This window comes from Streptomyces sp. 7R007 (assembly GCF_054850255.1).
This window is the reverse complement of record NZ_JBTWMV010000004.1, coordinates 318999-341631: the sequence shown is the minus strand read 5'-3', so window position 1 is coordinate 341631 and position 22633 is coordinate 318999. Positions and strand designations below refer to the sequence as shown.

Here is a 22633-nt window from a genome sequence, read left to right as displayed (position 1 = left end):
TCCGCACCGTTGGCTCGGGCCGGTGGGCCGTGCCACCCTGAGGGTGATCCGACGGGGAGGCGGCGAACACATGGACGGCGCACGAGCGGAGCACGACACGGCCGGGGCCGGGCGCGGGCAGGCGCCCAAGGCGGGCGAGAAGGTGGCCGACTGGGCCGACGGTCGGCTCGGTCTGTACGCGCTGGCCAAGGCCAACATGCGCAAGGTCTTCCCGGACCACTGGTCCTTCATGCTCGGGGAGATCTGCCTCTACAGCTTCCTGATCCTGATCCTCACCGGCATCTACCTCACCCTGTTCTTCGAGCCCAGCGGCGTCGAGGTCGTCTACCACGGCTCCTACGTGCCGCTGAACGGCGTCCGGATGACCCGGGCCTACGAGTCCGCCCTCGACATCAGCTTCGACGTGCGCGGCGGGCTGCTGATCCGGCAGATCCACCACTGGGCGGCGCTGGTCTTCGTCACCGGCATGCTGGTGCACATGATGCGGGTGTTCTTCACCGGCGCCTTCCGCAAACCGCGCGAGGTCAACTGGCTGTTCGGCTGGACCCTGCTGATGCTCGGCATCATCACCGGCCTGACCGGCTACTCGCTCCCCGACGACCTGCTCTCCGGCACCGGCATCCGCTTCGCCGACGGCGCGATCCTGTCGATCCCGATCGTCGGGACGTATCTGTCGATGTTCCTCTTCGGCGGGGAGTACCCGGGCCACGACATCATCTCCCGGCTCTTCCCGATCCACGTCCTGCTGCTGCCGGGGATCATGCTGGGGCTGGTGGTGGCCCACCTGATCCTGGTCTTCTACCACAAGCACACCCAGTACCCGGGGCCCGGACGGGACCAGAAGACGGTCGTCGGCATGCCCTTCCTGCCGGTCTACATGGCCAAGGCGGGCGGCTTCTTCTTCCTGGTCTTCGGCGTCCTGACGATCATGGGCGGCCTCGCCAGCATCAACCCGGTGTGGGCCTTCGGGCCGTACCGCCCGGACCTGGTGACCACGGGCGCCCAGCCCGACTGGTACCTCGGCTTCTCCGAGGGCCTGATCCGGGTGATGCCGGGATGGGAGATCAACTTCTGGGGCCACACCCTGGAACCGGGCGTGTTCATCCCCTTCTCGCTCTTCCCGCTGATCCTGCTCGCGCTCGGCGTGTACCCGTTCGTCGAGGCGTGGATCACCGGTGACCGGCGCGAGCACCACATCCTGGACCGGCCGCGCAACGCGCCCGTGCGCACGGGCCTGGGCGTGGCCTGGCTGAGCCTGTACGTGGTGCTGCTGATCGGCGGCGGCAACGACATCGTGGCCACGCATCTGCACCTGTCGATCAACGCGATCACCTGGTTCGTGCGGATCGCCTTCTTCGTGGTGCCCGTGCTCGCCTTCATCGTCACCAAACGGGTCTGCCTGGGGCTGCAGCGCCGGGACCGGGACAAGGTGCTGCACGGCAGGGAGACCGGCACCATCAGGCGGCTGCCGCACGGCGAGTTCGTCGAGGTCCACGAGCCGCTGGCGCAGGCACAGCTGCACACCCTGACCCAGCACGAGCAGCCCGAGCCCTACGAGATCGGCCCGCTCGTCGACACCAACGGCGTACGCCGGCCGGTGACGGTCTCGCAGCGGGTGCGGGCGCAGCTGGCCCGGGCCATGTTCGGGCCGGAGTCGCGGATCGCGAAGCCGACGGTGGAGGAGTACCGGGAGCTCACCAGCGGCGACCACCACCACTGACGACCAGGGCCCGGCACTCCTGCGGGGCGCCCCAGGCGGTGCGCAGGGCGCGGGCCTTGGTCAGCCACAGCGACAGGTCGTACTCCGCGGTGTAGCCGATCGCGCCGTGCAGTTGCAGCGCGGTACGCGCCGTGTCGTACGCCGCCTCGCAGGCGGCGGCCTTGGCGGCGGCGACGTCGGCGGGGTCCAGCGTGAGGGCGGCGCCGAACAGCAGGGGACGCGCGAACTCCAGCGCGGTCTTCGCGTCGGCCAGCCGGTGCTTGACGGCCTGGAAGGAGCCGATGGGCACGCCGAACTGGCGGCGCCGGCCGACGTACTCGGTGGTCCGGTCGAGGAGGGCGAGGCCGACGCCGAGGGACTGGGCGGCGGTGGCGAGGCGGGCGAGGGCGAGGGCGCGCTCCAGCGGGGGAGCGGCGGTGAGGAGCTCGCCGCCCGCGGTCAGGGGGGTGAGCCGGCGGGCGGGGTCGAGGGAGCGGCGCACGGGTCCGTGGCCGGGGGCGAGACGCAGACCGTCGGACGCCAGGGCGAGCCGGGTGTCCGCCACGTCGCCGTCCAGTGCGTACGCCCCCTCGTACGCCACCGTCGCCATCGCCTCCCCCGAGGCCAGCGCCGGCAGCAGCCGCTTGGCGGCCGGTGTCGGCTCGGCCAGCAGAACGGCGGCGGTGACCGTCTCCACCAACGGCCCCGGCACCGCGTGCCGCCCCAACTCTAGGAAGGCGACGGCGAGTTCGACGGGCCGCACGCCGACTCCGCCGTACTCCTCCGGCACCGCGAGCCCGAACACGCCCGTCTGGGCCAGCCGCGACCACAGGGCCCGCCCCCGCGCGTGCTCCCCGCGGCCCCACTCCCGCACGACGGACGCCGTGCCCGCCCCCGTCAGCATCGCCCCCAGCGACTCCCCGAACGCCCGCTGTTCACCATCGAGCAGAAACCGCATCACCGGCGTCCCTTCGGCAGGCCGAGCAGGTGCTCGGCGACGATGTCGCGCTGGATCTCGTTCGTGCCGGCGTAGATCGGGCCCGCGAGGGCGAAGACGTACCCCTCGGACCAGGGGCCGTCCGCCCGCTCGCCCTCCTCGCCGAGCAGGTCGAGGGCCGTCTCGTGCAGGGCGAGGTCCAGTTCGGACCAGAAGACCTTGTTCATGCTGGACTCCGCGCCGAGCGAGGCGCCCTCCAGGAAACGGGAGGCGGCCGCGTAGGTGAACAGCTGGTAGGCGCGGGCGCGGATCAGCGCGTCGGCCACGCGCGCGTGGGACTCCGGCGGGCTGCCCTGCGCCTCCCAGAGCGCGTGCAGCCGGCGGGCCGCGGCGAGGAAGCGGCCGGGGGAGCGCAGCATCAGCCCCCGCTCGTTGCCCGCCGTCGACATCGCGATCCGCCATCCTGCGCCGGGCTCGCCGATCACGTCCTCGTCCGGCACGAACACCTCGTCCAGGAACAGTTCGGCGAACGCCGGTCTCCCGTCGAGGCGGCCGATCGGACGGACCGTGACCCCGGGGGCGCGCAGGTCGAACATCAGGTACGTCAGCCCCTGGTGCGGCTTCGGCAGGCCCGGTTCGCTGCGGAACAGCCCGAACGCGCGGTCGGCGAACGCGGCCCGCGAGGACCAGGTCTTCTGCCCGCTCAGCAGCCAGCCCCCGTCCGTGCGCACGGCCCGCGACCGCAGGGACGCCAGGTCCGACCCGGCCTCCGGCTCCGACCACGCCTGCGCCCACACCACCTCCCCGGTGGCCATGGGCGGCAGCACCCGCGCCCGCTGCTCCGCGCTGCCGTGGTCGAACAGGGTCGGCGCCAGCAGACTGATGCCGTTCTGCCCGACGCGGCCCGGCGCGCCCGCCGCCCAGTACTCCTCCTCGAACACCAGCCAGCGGATCAGATCGCAGCCCCGGCCGCCGTACCGCTCCGGCCAGTTGACGACCGACCAGCGATCCGCCGCCAGCCCGGCCTCCCACGCGCGGTGGGCCGCGAAGCCCTCGGCGGTCTCCAGGGACGGCAGCGGCTCGGCGGGCACGTGCGCGCGCAGCCACGCGCGGGCCTCGGCGCGGAAGGCCTGCTCTTCCTGCGTGAACGCGAGATCCATCGGCCGCCATCCTTCCCTAACAAGTGTTTGGTAGGTTAGCGTGGCCCCATGACAGGCGTCGAGACTCCCGTCTACGAGCCGGGGCACGGGCTGCTGAAGGGCCGCACCGCCGTCATCACCGCCGCGGCGGGCGCCGGCATCGGCGGCGCGACCGCCCGCCGGTTCCTGGAGGAGGGCGCGCGCGTGCTGATCAGCGACGCGCACGCGCGGCGGCTGAAGGAGCACGAGGCCGAGCTGGGCCGGCGCTTCCCGGGCGCGGTGGCGTCCGTGCCCTGTGACGTCACCGACGAGACCCAGGTGGCGACGCTGTTCGACACCGCCGTACGCACGCACGGCCGGCTGGACATCGTCGTCAACAACGCCGGGCTCGGCGGCACGTCGTCCCTCGTCGACATGACCGACGAGCAGTGGTCCCGCGTCCTGGACGTGACGCTGAACGGCACCTTCCGCTGCACCCGGGCGGCCCTGCGCCGGCTCCGGGAGGACGGACGCGGGGGCGTGATCGTCAACAACGCCTCCGTCGTCGGCTGGCGCGCCCAGGCCGGCCAGGCCCACTACGCCGCCGCGAAGGCCGGGGTGATGGCGCTGACCCGGTGCGCGGCGATCGAGGCCGCCGAGTACGGCGTGCGGGTCAACGCCGTCTCGCCCAGCCTCGCCCTGCACCCGCACCTGGCGAAGGTGACGACGCCCGGGCTGCTGGAGGAGCTGACCGCGCGCGAGGCCTTCGGGCGGTACGCCGAGCCCTGGGAGGTGGCCAACGTGATCGTGTTCCTGGCGTCCGGCTACTCCTCGTACATGACGGGCGAGGTCGTCGCCGTCAGCAGCCAGCACGCCTGACCGCCGGAGCGGATCACAATGGACCCGTGCCGACCAAGAAGCCGACCAAGAAGAAGCCCCAGGTGACCGCCGCACCCGCCCGGCGCCGCGAACTCCTCGACACCGCCGCCGAGGTCTTCGCCGAGCAGGGCTACAACGCCACCACCGTACGCAAGATCGCGGACCACGCGGGCATGCTCGCGGGCAGCCTCTACTACCACTTCGACTCCAAGGAGTCGATGCTGGAGGAGATCCTGCGCACCTTCCTCGACGAGCTGTGGAGCGGCTACGACGCCGTCCTGGCGGCCGAGTCGGGGCCGCGGGAGACACTGGAGGCGCTGGTCACCGAGTCGTTCCGGGAGATCGACCGGCATCGCGCCGCCGTCGCGATCTACCAGAAGGAGAGCCGGCAACTGGTCGCGCAGGAGCGGTTCGCGTTCCTCGCCGAGTCGCAGCGCAAGTTCGAGAAGGCGTGGCTGTCCACGCTGGAACGCGGGGTCGCCGCCCGGGTGTTCCGGGCCGACCTCGACGTCCGCCTCACCTACCGGTTCGTGCGCGACACCGTGTGGGTGGCCGCGTCCTGGTACCGGCCCGGCGGACAGCACAGCCCGGAGGAGATCGCCCGGCAGTACCTGTCGATGGTGCTGGACGGGATCGCCGTACGCGAATAGCCCGTTCTGCTGAGGGAGTTGCCATGGCCGAGGCCTACATCGTCGAAGCGGTCCGTACGCCCGTGGGGCGGCGCGGGGGTGGGCTGAGCGGGGTCCATCCGGCCGATCTGGGCGCGCATGTGCTGCGCGAGCTGGTGGCGCGGGCGGACGTGGACCCGGCAGCCGTCGAGGACGTGGTCTTCGGCTGCCTGGACGCGGTCGGGCCGCAGGCCGGGGACATCGCGCGGACCTGCTGGCTGGCGGCCGGACTGCCCGAGGAGGTGCCCGGTGTGACCGTCGACCGGCAGTGCGGCTCCTCCCAGCAGGCGGTGCACTTCGCCGCGCAGGGCGTGCTGTCCGGCACGCAGGACGTGGTGGTGGCGGGCGGGGTGCAGAACATGTCGCAGATCCCGATCGCCTTCGCGACCCGGCAGGCCGCCGAACCGCTCGGCTTCACCGAGGGCCCCATCGCGGGCAGCGCGGGCTGGCGGGCGCGGTACGGGGACCGGCCCGTCAACCAGTTCGCGGGCGCCGAGATGATCGCCGCGAAGTGGGGGATCAGCCGTGAGGACCAGGAGGAGTTCGCGCTGCGGTCGCATCGCAGGGCGCTCAGGGCCATCGACGAGGGCCGGTTCGAGCGGGAGATCGTGGCCTGCGGCGAGGTCGCCGTCGACGAGGGGCCGCGCCGGGACACCTCGCTGGAGAAGATGGCCGCGCTGAAGCCGGTGATCGACGGCGGCACCATCACCGCCGCCTGCTCCTCGCAGGTCTCCGACGGGGCGGCGGCCCTGCTGCTCGCCTCGGAGCGGGCGGTGCGCGAACACGGGCTCACGCCCCGCGCGCGCGTGCACCACCTCTCCGTACGCGGCGAGGACCCCATCCGCATGCTCTCCGCGCCCATCCCGGCCACCGCCCACGCCCTGAAGAAGACCGGCCTGACCATCGACGACATCGACCTGGTCGAGATCAACGAGGCCTTCGCGCCGGTCGTCCTGGCCTGGCTGAAGGAGACGGGCGCCGACCCGGGCAAGGTCAACGCCAACGGCGGCGCGATCGCCCTCGGCCACCCCCTGGGCGCGACCGGCGCCAAGCTGATGACCACCCTGCTGCACGAACTGGAGCGCACGGGCGGCCGTTTCGGCCTCCAGACGATGTGCGAGGGCGGGGGCCAGGCCAATGTGACGGTCATCGAGCGCGTGTGACCGGAGGAACTAGACAGGGGTCACCCATTTCGGCGGACGGAGTCCGGCGCAGGCTCCCGAAGCCTGGGAGGCCCCCTGGGGCCGAGTGGCGCGAGGGGAGCCGTGGGGGATGGTGCCGATGTGCGAGGGCGGCGGTCAGGCCCATGTGACGGTCATCGAGCGGCTGTGAGTCCGGCGGTCAGGGAGTCGCTGTGAGTCTCCGGAGGGTCTCCTCCGCCTCCTTCACGATCCGTTCCACCAGTTCCGCGCACGACGGCAGGTCGTCGATCACCCCGGCGACCTGCCCGGACGCCATCACGCCGAGGTCCGTGCGGCCCTCCACCATCGCCGACCTCAGCAGCATCGGCGTGTTCGCGGCCAGCAGCACCTGGCCGAACGACAACTGCTTGCCGTGCCTGAGGGCGAGTCCGTCGCGCACCATCTGCCGCCAGGTCAGCCCGGACAGCCTGCGGAACCCCGCCGCCCGGCGCACGGCGTGCCACAGGGCCCTGGCGCGGCCGGAGTTCTCCAGCGCCGACACCAGCTCCGTACGCAGCATGCGGTGCGGCAGCCCGTCCACGGCCCGGGTCACGGTGACGTCCCCGACGCCCGCCGCCAGATACCTCGCCTTCACCGCGTCCGGCACCGTCGAGTCCGACGTCAGCAGGAACCGCGTGCCCATCGCGACCCCGGCCGCCCCGTAGGCCAGCGCCGCGACCAGCCCCCGCCCGTCGAAGAAGCCGCCCGCCGCCACGACCGGTATCCGCACGGCGTCCACCACCTGCGGCAGCAGCACCGTCGTCGCCACCTCGCCGGTGTGCCCGCCGCCCTCGCCGCCCTGCACGAGCACGGCGTCCGCCCCCCAGGCCGCGACCTTCTCCGCGTGCCGCCGGGCGCCGACGGACGGGATGACGACGACACCCGCCTCCTTGAGCTCGGCGATCAGCTCGGGCGAGGGCGCGAGCGCGAAGGAGGCGACCCGCACCCCCTCCTCGATCAGGATCCGCACCCGGTCCCCGGCGTCCGCCGCGTCCGCCCGCAGATTCACCCCGAACGGCGCCCGGGTACGGGACCTGACCTCCCGTATCGCCTCGCGCAGCCCGTCGGTGGTCATCGTCGCGGAGGCCAGGATGCCGAGCGCGCCCGCGTTCGCCGTCGCCGAGACCAGACGGGGGCCCGCCACCCACCCCATGCCCGTCTGCACGATCGGATGCCGGACGCCGGTCAGCCGGGTGAGCGCGGTGTCCATCGCTAGGAGACCTCCCCGGCACGGGCGTTCGCCGGGTCGAGGACCTCGCGGATCAGCCGCAGCTCCTCGGCGGACGGCTCGCGGGTGGACGGCACCTCCTCGGGGACGACGAGGGGGAAGGAGGTCGCCTCCGCGACCTGCTCCACCGTGACGCCCGGGTGCAGCGAGGCGAGGCGCATCGTGTGGTCGGGGGTGGCGAAGTCGAAGACGCCCAGGTCGGAGACGACCCGCGGGATGCGGTGGAAACGCGCCCCGTCCGCGTGGTCGTAGCCCACCCCGCACACCAGATCGACGCGCTCCACGAACACGCGCCGGGAGTGCCGCGGCACCCAGTAACTCGTCGGGTTGTTGAGGGTGTTGACCGGCGCTCCCCGCACCCCCAGCAACTGGCGCGTGGGCCGCTCCCAGTCGCCGATGCAGGAGATGTTCTGGTTGCCGTACCGGTCGATCTGGCTCGCGCCCATCATCACGTGCCGCCGGCCGCCGGTGACGAAGGTCAGGTGCTGCCGGTACGGCAGCCAGCCCTCGGGCGTGCCGTCGGGACGCACCAGCGTCGCCTCGCCGTCGGTGAGCAGCAGGTCGGGCGAGAAGGTGAGCCGGGCCAGCCGGGCGCCCAGCGCGGGGATCAGGCCCATGGGGCTGGCCAGCACCTCCCCGTCGCCGCGCCATGCCTCGGCGCAGGCGATCACGCAGTACTCGGCGCGCGAGACGGTCATCGGCCCGCTCCCCGGGTCAGGTTGAGCCGGCGCCCGGCGAACTCCGGCCACGGCGTGGTCGCGTACTCCCGTTGCGCGGCCTCGTCGCGGTCGTAGTCGGGAGCGCAGGAGGTGAAGTGGGCGCCGTTCGGCGCCTCGACGACCCCGGTGACGGAGTGCCGTTTGACCAGCAGCGACTGAAGCGGCGCCTCCTTGGTCAACTCCGCCGTGTCCACGATCCGTTCGCAGGAGACGTACGCCTCGTCCGCCGCCTCGCAGAACAGGTCGTCGAAGTACGGGTCCGGGCCCAGGTACTGCCCGTTGCCCAGCCGGTCGGCGCGGTTGACGTGGACCAGGGCCGCGTCCAGGCGCAGGGCGGGCATCGCCACGAACGTCTCCCCGTCCTCGTACGGCGAAGTGACCGTGCGCAGGCCGGTGTTGACCCGCATCACGTCCGAGCCGAGGCCGGCCCGGACCGGCAGGAACGGCAGCCGGTTCGCCGCCGCGCGCAGCCCCCACAGGAACATCGCCTCGTCGATCTCCATCAGTTCCAGGGCGCCGCGCTCGCGGGCCGCCCGGTAGTGCGGTTCCAGGGGGATCGAGTCGAGGGTGACGAAGGCGGCCACGAGTCTGCGTATCCGCCCGGCGGCGGCCAGCATGCCGACGTCCGGACCGCCGTAGGAGACGACGGTCAGGTCGGTGACGCCCGACCGCAGCAGGGCGTGCACCAGCGCCATCGGCTTGCGGCGCGAGCCCCAGCCGCCGATGCCGAGGGTCATGCCGCTGCGCAGCCGGGAGACGGCCTCCTCGGCCGTCATGGTCTTGTCGCTCACACGCCCTCCCTGCCGAACCCCTCGCGGACCCGGTCGGCCACCCCGACCGTGCTCGCCTCGTAGGTGAAGCCCTGCTCGAAGCGGTAGCTGCGGCGCACGTCCACCGGGTCGATGCCGTTGATCGCGGCCTTGGCCAGGCGCAGCAGCTGCCCGTCCTTGGCGGCGATCTCCCGTGCCAACTCCAGCGCCGCCTCCAGGAGTTCATCGCGCGGCACCACCCGCCACACCGAGCCGTGCGCGTGCAGCTCGGCCGCGGTCACCGTGCGGGAGGTGTAGTACAGGGCGCGCATCAGGTGCTGCGGCACCAGCCGGGCCAGGTGCGTGGCCGCGCCCAGGGCGCCGCGGTCCAGCTCGGGCAGCCCGAAGACGGCGTCCTCGCTCGCCACGATCGCGTCCGCGTTCCCCACCAGCCCGATCCCGCCGCCCAGACAGAACCCCCGCACGGCCGCCACCACCGGCACCTCGCACTCGTACACCGCCGCGAACGCCTCGAAGCAGCCCCGGTTGGCGCCGGCCAGCGCGGCCGCCCCCTCGGCCTGGATCTCCTTGATGTCCACGCCCGCGTTGAAGCCGCGCCCCTCGGCCGCGAGCACCACGCACCGCACCCCCGGATCGCGGCCCGCCGCGCGCACCGCCTCGGCCAGCGCGAACCAGCCGCGCACCGGCAGCGCGTTCACCGGCGGGAAGTCGACCGTGACGACGGCGATCGCGTCCTTGTCCGGCCCCTTTTCCGGGGCCGAGGTGGAGACACCCATGGAAGCATCAGCTACCTTTCCACCTAACGTTTGTTAGGTGGAGGGTAGCGGCGAATGGAGCTGAACGGGAAGGTCGCCGTCGTCACCGGCGGGACCCGCGGGGTGGGCGCCGGGATCGCGCGGTCCTTCACCGAGGCCGGCGCGCGGGTCGTCGTCTGCGCGCGCAGGCCGCCCGACGTGCCGCTGGACGGCGTCGAGTTCCGCCCCCTCGACCTGCGCGACCCGGACGCCGTACGCGCCTTCTTCACCGGATGGGACCGCCTGGACGTCCTCGTCAACAACGCGGGCGGCACGCCCTACCGGCGCCTGACGGAGGCGGACGCGGAGCGGCACGCGCGGGTCGTCGAGCTGAACCTGATCGCTCCGCTGACGGCGTCCCTGGCCGCGTACGACCACCTCCGGGCGAGCGGGGGCTCGGTGGTGATGGTCGGGAGCGTGAGCGGCGGCCGGCCCTCGCCCGGCTCGGCCGCGTACGGGGCGGCGAAGGCGGGGCTGGAGAGCCTCGCCCGTTCCATGGCCGTGGAGTGGGCGCCCGAGGTGCGCGTCAACACCCTCGTCGTCGGCATGGTCCGCACCGAGCTGTCCCATGTGCACTACGGCGGCGAGGAGGGCGTCGCGGCGGTCGCCCGCACCGTGCCGCTGGGCCGCCTGGCGACACCGTCCGACGTGGGCGCCGCCGCCGTCTTCCTCGCCTCGGACGCCGCCGCGTACATCACCGGCGCGAGCCTGCTGGTGCACGGGGGAGGGGAGCGACCGGCGTTCCTCGATGCCGCGACCGCCGACAAGGAGACGTGAGATGAGCGGAATCTGCCAGGGCAGGGTGGTCGTCGTCACCGGCGCCGGGCGCGGCCTGGGGCGGGCCCACGCGCTCGCGTTCGCGGCGGAGGGCGCCCGGGTCGTCGTCAACGACCTGGGCGTGGGACTGGACGGCCGCCTCGGGCCCGACAGCCCGGCCGGACGGGTGGTGGACGAGATCCGCGCGGCGGGCGGCGAGGCGGTCGCGCACGGCGGCGACATCGCGACCGGCGAGGGCGCCGCATCCTTGATCGCCACCGCCCTGGAGACGTACGGCCGCCTCGACACCCTCGTCAACAACGCCGGGTTCCTGCGCGACCGGATGCTCGTCAACCTCGACGAGGACGACTGGGACGCGGTCCTGCGCGTCCACCTCAAGGGGCACTTCCTGCCGCTGAAGCACGCGGCGGCGCACTGGCGGGCGCAGGCGAAGGCGGGCCGCACGCCCCTCGCCCGGATCGTCAACACCAGCAGCGGGGCGGGGCTGTCGGGATCGGTGGGGCAGGGCAACTACAGTGCCGCCAAGGCCGGGATCGTCGGCCTGACCCTGGTCGCCGCCGCCGAACTCGCCCGCTACGGCGTCCAGGTCAACGCGATCGCGCCCGCGGCCCGCACCCGGATGACGGAGCGGACGTTCGCCGAGACGATGGCGGCGCCCGAGGCGGGCTTCGACGCGATGGCCCCGGAGAACGTCTCGCCCCTCGTGGTCTGGCTCGGCTCCGCCGCGAGCACGGGCGTCACGGGCCGGGTCTTCGAGGCGGAGGGCGGCCGGATCACCGTCATGGAGGGCTGGCGGCCGGGCCCGAGCGCCGACAAGGGGGCACGCTGGAGCCCGGCCGAGGCGGGACAGACGGCTCTGAAGCTGCTGGAGCAGGCCGAGGCGCCGGGGGCGGTGTACGGGGCCTAGCGGCTCACTCGGTCAGCGGCGCGCTCCGGGGGTCGTGGTGTCGGCGCTGCCGCGGCACTCCACGCCGTGCGGCTGACGGCTGACGGCTGACGGCCTACGTGTCGCACTCCAGCACCGTCCGGCACAGGGCGCACCGCGCCCGCATCCGGCCCCGGACCGGCACCCGGATCCGCTGGTGGCAGGTCGGGCACGGGAACGACACCCGCAGCGGGCCCCGGCCCTCGGGAGTGAAGGTGTACGGGGTCCCCGGATGGGGGGCGGCGCCGGTGTGGTCCTGGGCGTGGCGCCGGTCGCGGGCGTACCGGCGCCGGCCCGCCCAGCCGGCCGCGGTCAGCGGCGGCTGCTCCCCGTCGTGGCGGGCCTTGGCCAGGCCCTTGACGTAGGCCGTGTAGGCCTGCGGGCTGGTGAACCACACCGACGGGTCCTCGCCGAAGACGAGGGCCCGTTTCGCCAGGACGTAGCCGAACTCCTCCGGGGTGAGGTAACCGAGCTTCTGCGAGGACGCCCCGTCCTCCCGGAAGGCGTCGAGCAGCAGCCAGCCCGCCCCCAGATAGGTCGTCGCCGTGTCGGTGAGGATCTCGTTGTCGCGGGTGCCGGGGAAGGACAGGTCCAGCCGGTGCAGGTAGACGTGCATCACCTCGTGGGCCAGGGCCGCCCCGATGTCGCGCCGGTGGGTGCGGAAACGGTCGTTCAGCTCGACGAAGTACTCGGGACCCGCGGCCAGTTCGACGTTCGCCGCGTGCGTCATCTCACGGAAGCCGACCACGAAGCGGGCGTCGGGCAGCCGGTAGTGCCGCACCAGCTCCCGGGCCACGCGCTGGGTGCCCAGATACAGGTCGTCGGTGTCGCAGAAGGCCACGTCGGCGGGGGCGACACTGGTCGCGAACGTCTGGATGGTGTCGTACGACAACCGTTTGTAGAGCGCGGTGATGGCGGCCCGCACCGTCTCCAGGTGTGGGAAGCCGTGCTCGACCGGTCCGCCGTTGGCCACGCCTGAACCCCCAAGACGCCCTGAACCCGATTCCACTCTACGGGGACACGGGCGGATTTTCGCCGCCGGAGTCCGGCGCCCGCAGCCGCGGCGCGCCCCCCGCCGCGGCCACCCCCTCCAGCTCCAGCAGCCACACCTCGTTGCCGCCCTCGCGCAGTACCGGCCCGGGCACGTACAGCGACCGCTGCGGGCCCGCCGACCAGTACCGGCCCAGCCCGAAGCCGTTGACCCACACGAACCCGCGGGTCCAGCCCGGCAGTTCCAGCACCGCGTCCCCCGCCCCGCGCACCGTCACACCACCCCGGTACAGGCCCCGCGCACCCTCCCCGGGCAGCTCCCCGAAGCCGACCCCGGAGACGTCCTCCAGCGCGTCCAGGCGCAGCCCCCGCGCGCGTACTCCGTGCAGGAACTGCCGCTCGTGCAGCAGCCCCCCGGTGATCCCCTTGGCCTCCCCGCCGCGCGGCCCGTAGTTCACCCTGCCCAGGGACTCCACCCACAGCTCCACGCGCGCGTGCCCCGCCACGGGCGCCGGGAGCTGTACGTCCTCCTCGGTGAGCACCCCGGCCCGCTCCCCGTCGACGTACACCACCGCGAGGTCCCGCAGCCCGCGCGCGATCAGCGGGTACGGCCGTCGGGGACCCGGCACGGTCACCTCGTAGCGCACGATCCCCCGGTCCACGCCGAGCTCCTCGAAGGTGGGCGGGACGGGAGAGGCGACCTCCGACCCGCCGAGCGCGTCCAGGACGGCGTCCAGGGGCGCCCACCCGGTCAGTTCCACCCCGGCGGGCGCACCCAGGGCCGGGGGAGCGGGCGGCGGGTCGGCCACCGGGCCGTACTCGGCGAGGACCTCCCGCAGGGCCCAGAACTTCTGCGTGGGGCGCCCGTACTCGTCGACGGGCGCGTCGTAGTCGTACGACGTCACGTCCGGCTCCAGCGGCCCGTCGTGCAGGGCGCCGCCGCCCCGGTTGGCGCCCGCCCAGCCGGCGAAGCTGGTGCCGCCGTGCGCCATGTAGAGGTTGACCGAGGCACCGCACTCCAGGATCTCGCGCAGGACCGCCGCTGTCTCCGCCGCGTCCCGGGTGACGTGCCCGGCACCCCAGTGGTCGAACCAGCCGCACCAGAACTCCATGCACATCAGCGGCCCCCGCGGCCGGTGCCGGCGCAGCGTGCCGAACGCCTCGCGCGCGTGGGAGCCGAAGTTCACCGTGGCGAGGACACCCGGGAGGGTGCCGCCGGTGAGCATGTGGTCCTCGGGGCCGTCGGAGGTGACCAGCGGCACCGTCACGCCCGCCGAGCGCAGCAGCGCGGCCAGCCGGCGCAGGTACTCCGCGTCCGAGCCGTAGCTGCCGTACTCGTTCTCCACCTGCACCATGACCACCGGGCCGCCCCGGTCGACCTGCCGGCCCACCACCTGCGGCAGCAGCCGCCCGAACCACCGCCCCACCTGCTCCAGGTAGCGCTCGTCGCTGGTGCGCGCGTGCCCGGTCAGCCAGTGCGGCAGCCCGCCGTTCTCCCACTCCGCGCAGATGTACGGCCCCGGGCGCACGATCGCCCACAGCCCCGCCCGACGGGCCGCGTCCAGGAACCGGCCGAGCGCCCCCACGTCCCGGTACTCGCCCGGCGCCGGCTCGTGCAGGTTCCACGGCACGTACGTCTCCACGCAGTTGAGGCCCATCGCCCGCAGCATCGCCAGCCGGTGCCCCCAGTACGCCTCGGGCACCCGGAAGTAGTGCAGCGCGCCGGACAGCAGCCGCACCGGCCGCCCGTCCAGCAGGAACTCCGTCTCCCCCACCGTGAACTCGCTCATGCCGCCACCCTCACCCCTGGCGGCGATCACCGTCCATGGACAAAGATCACGGCTACTTGGACCCGGGCGGCGGGAGAGGGGCGCGGATGTACCACACCTGGATGCGGTTCTTCAGCCCCGGCCCGGTCCACCACCGGCTCGGCCTGGTCTGCCTCGGCGTGGGCCTCCAGTACGGCCCCCTGCCCACCGTCGGCCCCCGCACCCTCGACCACCACGTCGCCGTCGTCATCAGCGCCGGCACCGGCTGGTACCGCAGCCCCGACGGACGCCGGACCACCGTCACCGCGCCCGCGCTGCTGTGGCTCACCCCCGGAGTGGAGCACCACTACGCGCCCGACGGCGACGCCGGCTGGGACGAGGGCTTCGTCGACTTCACCGGCCCCGCCACCGCCACCTACACCGACCTCGGCTACATCGAACCCGACCGCCCCGTCGTCCCCCTCGCCGACGCCGCCGGCCCCCGCGCCGTCATCGGCCGCATCGCCCGCGCCGCCCGCCGCGGCAACCCCCTGCTGGAGGTGGAGACCGGCGCCGCCGTGCACGAGCTCCTGGTCGCCCTGCGCCGCGCCCGCGCCGACCTCGCCCCCGACGGCGACCGGGTGCTGGAAGCCCTCGCCCGCGACGCCTGCCTGCCCCTGTCCGTCGCCGAGCACGCCGCCCGGCACGGCATGACCCCCGCCGAACTGCGCGCCGCCGTCCGCCGCGGCGCCGGCTGCAGTCCCAAGGACTACCTGCTCGGCATCCGCCTGGGCCGCGCCAAGGAGCTCCTCGCCGGCACCGAACTGCCCGTCGCCGCCGTCGCCCGCCGCGTCGGCTACGACGACCCGGCCTACTTCTCCCGCCTGTTCACCCGCCGCGTCGGCACACCCCCCGTCCGCTTCCGCGCCCAGCAGTACCGCGCGGTCCCCGGCGGCTGGAGCCACCAGGTCCCCGACCCCGACGATCCGCCGATGATCGGACCCGCCCCCGGCACGTAGGCTGTGCCCCCATGACCACCAGCGACAACAACGCGGCGGGCGCCGTGGACCCCGCCGTCCGCGAGGAACTCGCCCGGCTGCGCGACAGCATCGACAACATCGACGCCGCCGTCGTCCACATGCTCGCCGAGCGCTTCAAGTGCACCCAGCAGGTCGGCCACCTCAAGGCCCTCCACCAGCTGCCGCCCGCCGACCCGGCCCGCGAGGCCCGCCAGATCGAGCGGCTGCGCGCCCTGGCCGAGAACGCCAAGCTCGACCCGGCCTTCGCTGAGAAGTTCCTCAATTTCATCATCGCCGAGGTGATCCGCCACCACGAGCGCATCGCGGAGGACACCGTCAACGGCGGTGCGCCCTCGGCGAACTGACCTCGGCGGATCCCGCGAGGGGAGTGACAGACGGGCCCGCGGGAGGCATGCTTCCCGAGCACTCGTCGTCGCCCGGCGGACACACACCGTCAGGGCCGCGGTCGTAAGCTGGTTGTCCCACGCGGGAGGGACGTCGGGCCATGCCGTCGGATGCCAAGATCCTCATCGTCGACGACCACGAGGACACGCTGTACGCCCTGGAGAGCGCCCTGGCCCCGCTGGGTTACCTGCTGGGCCGCGCCACCAGCGGCGACGAGGCGCTCAAGCAGGTGCTCCGCGGCCGGGTCGGCCTGCTCCTGCTCGACGTGCGCATGCCCGGCGTCAGCGGCCTGGACGTGGTGCGCTACATGCGCCGCCTGGAGCAGACCCAGCACATCCCGGTCGTCCTGCTCACCGGCTTCGGCCCGGACCACGAACTGACCGCCACCGCCTTCGGCCTCGGCGTCGCCGACCTGGTCATGAAACCCATAGACCCCTGGTCGCTGCGCACCAAGGTCCGCTACCTCTACGACGCACACCAGCGCCAGCTCATGCTGGAACGCGAGATCCGCGAACTGCGCGAGCTGGTCAAGGACCCGGCCCCCCGCCCCGCCCTGCCGCACCCGGACGCCCGCGTCCCCCTCCAGCGCGACACCGGACAGACGGCGCCCGCGCCGGAGCGGACATAGGCCGCGTACCGGTCCGCCTCTGTGCCGTGCCGGTGCCATCAGGCAGCATGTCCTGCATGTCCGTACTGACGCGCGACGAAGCGCAGACCCGTGCCAGGCTCCTCGACGTCCAGCGGTACACGATCGACCTCGATCTGACCGCCGGGGACGAGCTGTTCACCTCCCGCACCGTCATCCGGTTCACGGCCCGCGCGGACGCGGACACCTTCGTCGAGCTCAAGCCGGCCGAACTGCGCAAGGCCCTCCTCGACGGCCACGCCCTCGACCTCGACACCTTCGAGGGCAACCGCCTGCCCCTGACCGGCCTGACCGCGGGCGAGCACGAACTGCTCGTCGACGCGACCATGCGCTACTCCCGCACCGGCGAGGGCATGCACCGCTTCACCGACCCCTCCGACGGCGAGACGTACGTCTACACCCAGCTGTTCATGGAGGACGTCCAGCGCGTCTTCGCCGCCTTCGACCAGCCCGACCTCAAGGCCGTCTTCGAGCTGACCGTGCGGGCCCCCGAGGGTTGGAGCGTCCTGGCCAACGGCCTCACCCGGCACCTCGGCGAGGGCCGCTGGCAGGCCGCCCCCACCCCGCCGGTCTCCACCTACCTCGTCGCCGTCGCCGCCGGCCCCTGGCACTCCGTGCGCACCGAGCACCGCGGCCTGCCCTTCGGCCTGCACTGCCGCCGCTCCCTCGCCCCCCACCTGGACGCGGACGCCGACGAGCTCTTCGAGATCACCCGGCAGTGCTTCGACCGCTACCACGAGAAGTTCGACGAGCCCTACCCCTTCGACTCCTACGACCAGGCGTTCGTCCCCGAGTTCAACGCCGGCGCCATGGAGAACCCCGGACTGGTCACCTTCCGCGACGAGTTCGTCTACCGCTCCGCCGTCACCGACACCGAACGGCAGACCCGCGCCATGGTCATCGCCCACGAGATGGCCCACATGTGGTTCGGCGACCTGGTCACCCTGCGCTGGTGGGACGACATCTGGCTGAACGAGTCCTTCGCCGAGTACATGGGCTACCAGACCCTCACCGAGGCCACCCGCTTCACCGACACCTGGGTCGACTTCGGCGTCATGCGCAAGGGCTGGGGCTACGACGCCGACCAGCGCCCGTCCACCCACCCGGTCGCCCCGGAGAACGTCGACGACACGGCCTCCGCCCTCCTCAACTTCGACGGCATCTCCTACGCCAAGGGCGCCTCCGCGCTACGCCAGCTGGTGGCCTGGCTCGGCGAGAAGGACTTCCTCGCCGGCATCAACACCCACTTCGCCCGGCACAGGTTCGCCAACGCCGCCCTCGCCGACTTCATCGACTCCCTCGCCTCCGCCACCGACCGCGACGTCCACGCCTGGGCCGACGCCTGGCTGCGCACCACCGGCGTCGACACCCTCCGCCCGGTGATCACCCCCGGCGAGGAGGGCACCTGCGACCTGCGCGTGGAGCACACCGGCAGCCGCCCGCACCGCATCGCCGTCGGCCTCTACGACCAGGACGTCACCGGCGAGGGCCGCCACCTCGTCCTGCGCGAACGCCTCGACCTCGACGTCCCGCAGGGCGAACCCCACCCCCTCGGCAAGCGCCCCGCGCTGCTCCTGCTCAACGACGGCGACCTCACCTACGCCAAGGTCCGCTTCGACGCCGAGTCCTTCGAGACCGTCCGCACCTGTCTGTCCGGCCTGCCCCAGCCGCTGACCCGCGCGGTCGTCTGGAACGCCCTGCGCGACGGGGTCCGCGACGGCGAACTGCCGCCCGCCGCCTACCTGCAGGCCGCCCGCGCCCACCTCCCGCACGAGAGCGACCTCGCCCTCGTCCAGGGCGTCCTCGCCTTCGCCACCGCCCAGGTCGCCAACCGCTACACCGCCCCCGAGGAGCGGCCGGCGGCCCTGGCCACCCTCGCCTCCCTGTGCCGCGACCTCATCCGCCGCACCGAGGACGGCGACAACCCCGGCCTGCGCCTGACCGCCGTACGCCACCTCGTCGACGTCACCTCCCAGCCCGACACCATCGCCGCGTGGCTCGCCGAGGGCACCGTCCCCGGCGGACCCGAGCTCGACCCCGACCTGCGCTGGCGCGTCCTCGCCCGGCTCGCCGTCCTCGGCGCCACCGACGAGGCCGCCATCGCCGCCGAGCTGGCGCGCGACCCGTCCGCCACCGGCCAGGAGGGCGCCGCCCGCTGCCGGGCCGCGCTGCCCGACGCCGAGGCCAAGCGGACGGCGTGGGAGGCGATGTTCGCGGGCGACGACCTGTCCAACTACCTCTTCACCGCCACCGCCCAGGGCTTCTGGCAGCCCGAACAGGCCGAGCTGGTGGGGGAGTACGTGGAGCGCTACTACGCCGACGCGGTGGCCGTCGCCGCCCGCCGCGGCCCCGCCATCGCCGAGGCGGTCGGCCGCTACGCCTTCCCGCACTACGCCGTCGACGCCGACCACCTCCGCCGGGGCGAGACCTGCCTGCGCGAGGCCGACCCGATCCCGTCCCTGCGCCGCAAGCTGGTCGACCAACTCGACGACCTGGCACGGGCGTTGCGGGTCCGGGAAGCTTAGAGCGCCGAGGGGGGGCAGGGGGATGAGCCGGCGCCGGGGGGCCTCGGTCATCAGCCCCGCAGCCGCAGCTCCGCCCGCCGTACCCCGCCCTCCCGCGGCCCCGTGCGGCGGTTGCCCGTCGCCGGGCCCGGCGCCGACGGTTCCTCCAGCGTGAAGCCGAGCGCTTCGAGGAACCGTTCCCCCGGCCGCCACCCGGGCGGCACGGTCGCCGTCACCCGCGTCACGCCCGCCGCCCGCTCCAGCAGGGACCCGGCCACCGCCCGGCCCAGCCCGCGCCCCCGCGCCCAGGGCGCCAGCAGGAACAGGCCCACCGCCACCTCGCCCGGCGCCGGGTGGTCCCGTACCGCGTCCACCAGACCCGTCACCTCTGCGTCCCGCTCCACCACCAGCAGCACCTTGTCCTGCGGCGAGGCCCCCCGGGGCAGCGAGTAGAACAGGCTCTGCACATCGCCCGGCGCCGACGGCAGCCCCGTGGCCGCCACGAACCAGTCCTCACACGCCTCGAACAGCGCCAGCAGCGGCCCCTCGTCGGCCGGCTCCGGCTCCCGTACGACGACCCGCTCACCGGGCACGTCGACCCACCACGCATCCGTCATGCGGGCGACGTTACGTCCGTGCACCACGGGCCCCAACTTGTTTTCCCCGGACGGGAGTACCCCGGTCAGTACCCACTTTCGGGTTCCGATCGTTGAACTCTTCGGGCGCGCCCCCGCAACCGAGTACAAGCTGGAAGTCCCTCTGCCCGGCGCCCCGGAGGTCCCACCATGAGCACGCCGCCCCTCGCCTCAGGCCCCCGAGGTCCCCGCGCCCTGCGGCCGCTGCTCGACACCGTCCTCGACGCCCTCGCCACCGGCGCCGACGCCCGCGGCGGACCGCTGCCGGCCGGCGGACCGCGCGCCGTCGCCGCCCGGGTGCGGGACGCCCTCGGCGACGTCCTGCCCGAGGACGGCGACCCCGACGCCCTGCGCGCCCTCGTGCACACGCTCGCCGAAGGCGCGGCCGACCCCGCCGACCCCCTGTGCGCCGCCCACCTGCACTGCCCGCCGCTCGCCGTCGCCACCGCCGCCGACCTCGCCGCCAGCGCCCTCAACCCGTCCCTCGACTCCTGGGACCAGGCCCCGGCGGCCTCCGAGCTGGAGGCCCTCGTCGCGCGGGCCCTCGCCCAGGCGGCCGGTGCCGCGGACGCCCTGGTCACCAGCGGCGGCACCGAATCCAACCAGCTCGCCCTGCTGCTCGCCCGCGAGGCGCACGGCGGCGGCGTCCACCTGGTCGTCGGCGCCAACGCCCACCACTCGCTGCCCCGCGCCGCCTGGCTGCTCGGCATGCCCGACCCCGTCGTGGTCCCCGCCCCCACGGGCACCATGGACCCGGCCGCGCTGGACGCGGCCCTCACCGCCCTGCCCGGCCCGCATCTCGTCGCCGCCACCGCCGGCACCACCGACGCGGGCCTCATCGACCCGCTGCCCGAGATCGCCGGCCTGTGCGCCGCCCACCGCGCCCGGCTGCACATCGACGCCGCCTACGGCGGGGGCCTACTGTTCAGCGACCGCCACCGCGACAAGCTCGCCGGGCTGGAGCGCGCCCACACCGTCACCCTCGACCTGCACAAACTGGGCTGGCAGCCGGTCGCCGCCGGCCTCCTCGCGGTCCGCCACCCCCGCGACCTCGCCGCCCTCGCCCAGCGCGCCGACTACCTCAACGCCGACGACGACACCGAAGCGGGCCTGCCCGACCTCCTCGGCCGCTCCCTGCGCACCACCCGCCGCCCCGACGTCCTCAAGATCGCCGTCACCCTCAGAACACTCGGCCGGACCGGCCTCGGCGCCCTGGTCGACCAGGTCTGCGACCGGGCCCGGGAGTTCGCGGCCCTGGTCCACGGCCACCCCGGCTTCGAGCTGCACGACCGGCCCGTCATCAGCACCGTCCTGTTCCGGCCCGCCCACGCCACCGACGACGCCGTGGCCGCCGTACGCCGGCGACTGCTCACCGACGGGCGCGCCGTCCTCGGCCGCGCCCGGCTGGCGGACCGCCTCTGGCTCAAGGCCACCTTCCTCAACCCCGCCACCCGCCCCGACGACCTGACAGCCCTCCTCAAAGCCGTCGAAGCAGCCACCGCACCACCGGACGTCACCGCAGCCCCCGCGGAAGGAAACACCCCCTCATGACCCCCACGCCCAACCCCCCACGCCCCGAACCCGACGCCCCCCGCGACCTCGTAGGCATCGGCATCGGCCCCTTCAACCTCTCTCTCGCCGCCCTCGCCCACCCCCTCGCCGGACTCGACACCGTCTTCTACGAACAGCGCCCCGGCTTCGACTGGCACCCCGGTCTGCTCATCGACGGCGCCCGCGTCCAAGTGCCGTTCCTGGCGGACCTGGTGACCCTCGTCGACCCCGCCAGCACCTGGTCGTTCCTGAACTACCTCAAGGAGCGCGAGCGGCTCTTCCCCTTCTACTTCGCCGAGCGCTTCCACATCCAGCGCGCCGAGTACGACGCCTACTGCCGCTGGGTCGCCGGCAACCTGCCCGGACTGCACTTCGGCCACCAGGTCGACGCCGTGCGCTGGAACCCCGAACGGGACGTCTTCGAGGTCGACTTCACCCAGCTCGACGCGGACGGCGAGGCGGAGGCGCTCGGCCGGACGTACACCCGCAACGTCGTCCTCGGCGTCGGCACCGAGCCGTACGTCCCCGAGCCGCTCAAGCCGCTGGTCGAGGCGCCCACCGTGCCCGTCGTGCACGCCGCCGACTATCTCGCCCACCGCGACACCCTGCTCGCCGCCGGACACGTCACCGTCGTCGGCTCCGGGCAGTCCGGCGCCGAGATCTTCCTCGACCTGCTGCGCGCCCGCCCCGCCGGCCACGAGCGACTGCACTGGATCGGCCGTACCGGGGCCTTCGCGCCCATGGAGTACTCCAAGCTCGGCCTGGAGCACTTCACCCCCGACTACACCCGCTACTTCCACGCCCTCGCCGAGCCCGTCCGGGACCGGCTGGTCGCCTCCCAGTGGCAGCTCCACAAGGGCATCGACGCCGACACCATCGCCGCCATCCACGACGAGCTCTACCGCCGCAGCCTGCACGGCGGCTGGCCCGACGTCGTCCTCACTCCCGGCGTCCGCGTGCGCACCGCCGGCCGCATCGCCACCACCAAGGTCGAACTCCACCTCGAACACGTCCAGCAGGACACCCGCTCCCGCCTCACCACCGACGCCGTCGTCCTGGCCACCGGCCACCGCGAGCGCCCCCTTGACCGCATCCTCGCCGGTCTCGACCCCTACCTGCGCCGCGACAGCCGCGAACGCCCGCGCGTCGACGAACACTTCCGCCTCGTCCTCGACCCCTCCGTCACCGGCGCGGTCCACGTCCAGAACGCCGGCCGCCACACCCACGGCGTCGGCACCCCCGACCTCGGCCTCGCCGCCTGGCGCAGCGCCGCCATCCTCAACTCCCTCACCGGCAAGGAGGTCTACCCTCTCCCCACCCGGACGGCCTTCACCACCTTCGGGCTCGACCAGCCGCACGAGCACCGCGTCCCGCAGGCCCGCCGGCCCGCCCAGGCCCTCACCCCGCTCGTCGACGGCCGGTAAGAGACCGTGCGGGGAA

21 protein-coding genes are annotated in these 22633 nt (G+C 73.7%); 12 read left to right on the top strand and 9 right to left on the bottom strand.

Annotated elements, in window-relative coordinates:
- Nucleotides 1-70 precede the first annotated feature (70 nt).
- A complete protein-coding gene (qcrB, locus tag ACYF6T_RS08310) occupies nt 71-1720 on the top strand; it encodes a cytochrome bc1 complex cytochrome b subunit (RefSeq protein ID WP_461694734.1) in 1650 nt (549 codons plus the stop codon).
- Here qcrB and ACYF6T_RS08305 read toward each other — a convergent pair.
- Together ACYF6T_RS08305 and ACYF6T_RS08300 are read right to left on the bottom strand one after the other, a co-directional pair.
- On the bottom strand, nt 1695-2657 hold the full coding sequence (locus ACYF6T_RS08305) for an acyl-CoA dehydrogenase family protein (protein WP_461694733.1): 963 nt from the start codon (nt 2655-2657) through the stop codon (nt 1695-1697). The genes qcrB and ACYF6T_RS08305 overlap by 26 nt on opposite strands.
- Nucleotides 2657-3796, bottom strand: coding sequence for an acyl-CoA dehydrogenase family protein (locus tag ACYF6T_RS08300; RefSeq protein ID WP_461694732.1), 1140 nt, complete (start codon nt 3794-3796; stop codon nt 2657-2659). Before ACYF6T_RS08300 ends, ACYF6T_RS08305 begins: the two co-directional genes overlap by 1 nt.
- 48 nt (nt 3797-3844) lie before the next feature.
- Between ACYF6T_RS08300 and ACYF6T_RS08295 the strand changes: the two genes are divergently transcribed.
- Genes ACYF6T_RS08295 through ACYF6T_RS08285 form a run of 3 tightly spaced genes read left to right on the top strand, consistent with a single transcriptional unit; the run spans nt 3845 to nt 6464 of the window.
- Nucleotides 3845-4633 carry an SDR family oxidoreductase gene (locus ACYF6T_RS08295; protein ID WP_461694730.1) on the top strand — a complete coding sequence of 263 codons (789 nt, stop codon included), beginning with the start codon at nt 3845-3847 and terminating at the stop codon, nt 4631-4633.
- 26 nt (nt 4634-4659) lie between these two features.
- Nucleotides 4660-5283, top strand: coding sequence for a TetR/AcrR family transcriptional regulator (locus ACYF6T_RS08290; protein WP_461694728.1), 624 nt, complete (start codon nt 4660-4662; stop codon nt 5281-5283).
- 23 nt (nt 5284-5306) lie between these two features.
- Nucleotides 5307-6464: an acetyl-CoA C-acetyltransferase gene (locus tag ACYF6T_RS08285; RefSeq protein ID WP_461694727.1), complete on the top strand. Its 1158-nt coding sequence runs from the start codon at nt 5307-5309 to the stop codon at nt 6462-6464.
- A 178-nt stretch (nt 6465-6642) separates the two neighbouring features.
- Here ACYF6T_RS08285 and ACYF6T_RS08280 read toward each other — a convergent pair whose 3' ends face one another.
- Genes ACYF6T_RS08280 through ACYF6T_RS08265 form a run of 4 tightly spaced genes read right to left on the bottom strand, consistent with a single transcriptional unit; the run spans nt 6643 to nt 9975 of the window.
- Complete coding sequence (locus ACYF6T_RS08280; RefSeq protein ID WP_461694726.1) at nt 6643-7692, bottom strand: NAD(P)H-dependent flavin oxidoreductase; 1050 nt, start codon at nt 7690-7692, stop codon at nt 6643-6645.
- 2 nt (nt 7693-7694) lie between these two features.
- A complete protein-coding gene (locus ACYF6T_RS08275; protein WP_461694725.1) occupies nt 7695-8408 on the bottom strand; it encodes a CoA-transferase subunit beta in 714 nt (237 codons plus the stop codon).
- Nucleotides 8405-9220 (bottom strand): CoA transferase subunit A, encoded by an 816-nt coding sequence (locus ACYF6T_RS08270; protein ID WP_461694723.1) that lies wholly within the window; start codon nt 9218-9220, stop codon nt 8405-8407. Before ACYF6T_RS08270 ends, ACYF6T_RS08275 begins: the two co-directional genes overlap by 4 nt.
- Entirely contained in the window at nt 9217-9975 is a 759-nt protein-coding gene (locus ACYF6T_RS08265) for an enoyl-CoA hydratase family protein (RefSeq protein ID WP_461694721.1), read from the bottom strand. Before ACYF6T_RS08265 ends, ACYF6T_RS08270 begins: the two co-directional genes overlap by 4 nt.
- Nucleotides 9976-10029: 54 nt before the next feature.
- On the opposite strand from ACYF6T_RS08265, the gene ACYF6T_RS08260 reads away from it, so the two are divergent.
- Both ACYF6T_RS08260 and ACYF6T_RS08255 read left to right on the top strand, forming a co-directional pair.
- On the top strand, nt 10030-10770 hold the full coding sequence (locus ACYF6T_RS08260) for an SDR family oxidoreductase (RefSeq protein ID WP_461694720.1): 741 nt from the start codon (nt 10030-10032) through the stop codon (nt 10768-10770).
- Nucleotide 10771: 1 nt separating this feature from the next.
- The gene (locus tag ACYF6T_RS08255; RefSeq protein WP_461694718.1) at nt 10772-11677 is read left to right on the top strand and encodes an SDR family oxidoreductase; all 906 of its coding nucleotides are present in this window, start codon (nt 10772-10774) and stop codon (nt 11675-11677) included.
- Between the two features lie 94 nt (nt 11678-11771).
- Here ACYF6T_RS08255 and ACYF6T_RS08250 read toward each other — a convergent pair whose 3' ends face one another.
- Together ACYF6T_RS08250 and ACYF6T_RS08245 are read right to left on the bottom strand one after the other, a co-directional pair.
- Nucleotides 11772-12668, bottom strand: a complete 897-nt coding sequence (locus ACYF6T_RS08250; RefSeq protein WP_461694717.1) for a hypothetical protein — start codon at nt 12666-12668, stop codon at nt 11772-11774.
- Between the two features lie 37 nt (nt 12669-12705).
- Nucleotides 12706-14475 (bottom strand): glycoside hydrolase family 35 protein, encoded by a 1770-nt coding sequence (locus ACYF6T_RS08245; protein WP_461694716.1) that lies wholly within the window; start codon nt 14473-14475, stop codon nt 12706-12708.
- Between the two features lie 86 nt (nt 14476-14561).
- Here ACYF6T_RS08245 and ACYF6T_RS08240 point away from each other — a divergent pair, with 86 nt between their 5' ends.
- The 4 genes from ACYF6T_RS08240 to pepN all read left to right on the top strand — a co-directional run bounded on the left by ACYF6T_RS08240 (nt 14562) and on the right by pepN (nt 19028).
- On the top strand, nt 14562-15452 hold the full coding sequence (locus tag ACYF6T_RS08240) for a helix-turn-helix domain-containing protein (RefSeq protein WP_461694714.1): 891 nt from the start codon (nt 14562-14564) through the stop codon (nt 15450-15452).
- A gap of 11 nt (nt 15453-15463) precedes the next feature.
- The gene (locus ACYF6T_RS08235) at nt 15464-15817 is read left to right on the top strand and encodes a chorismate mutase (RefSeq protein ID WP_461694713.1); all 354 of its coding nucleotides are present in this window, start codon (nt 15464-15466) and stop codon (nt 15815-15817) included.
- A 140-nt stretch (nt 15818-15957) separates the two neighbouring features.
- Nucleotides 15958-16485 carry a response regulator gene (locus ACYF6T_RS08230; RefSeq protein ID WP_461694712.1) on the top strand — a complete coding sequence of 176 codons (528 nt, stop codon included), beginning with the start codon at nt 15958-15960 and terminating at the stop codon, nt 16483-16485.
- Nucleotides 16486-16541: 56 nt separating this feature from the next.
- Nucleotides 16542-19028: an aminopeptidase N gene (pepN, locus tag ACYF6T_RS08225; protein WP_461694711.1), complete on the top strand. Its 2487-nt coding sequence runs from the start codon at nt 16542-16544 to the stop codon at nt 19026-19028.
- Nucleotides 19029-19078: 50 nt separating this feature from the next.
- Here the strand turns inward: pepN and ACYF6T_RS08220 are convergent, their stop codons facing one another.
- Nucleotides 19079-19624 carry a GNAT family N-acetyltransferase gene (locus tag ACYF6T_RS08220; RefSeq protein ID WP_461694709.1) on the bottom strand — a complete coding sequence of 182 codons (546 nt, stop codon included), beginning with the start codon at nt 19622-19624 and terminating at the stop codon, nt 19079-19081.
- Nucleotides 19625-19792: 168 nt separating this feature from the next.
- Between ACYF6T_RS08220 and ACYF6T_RS08215 the strand changes: the two genes are divergently transcribed.
- Entirely contained in the window at nt 19793-21193 is a 1401-nt protein-coding gene (locus tag ACYF6T_RS08215; RefSeq protein WP_461694708.1) for a pyridoxal phosphate-dependent decarboxylase family protein, read from the top strand.
- Nucleotides 21190-22617, top strand: coding sequence for a lysine N(6)-hydroxylase/L-ornithine N(5)-oxygenase family protein (locus tag ACYF6T_RS08210; protein WP_461694706.1), 1428 nt, complete (start codon nt 21190-21192; stop codon nt 22615-22617). Before ACYF6T_RS08215 ends, ACYF6T_RS08210 begins: the two co-directional genes overlap by 4 nt.
- Nucleotides 22618-22633: the final 16 nt, after the last annotated feature.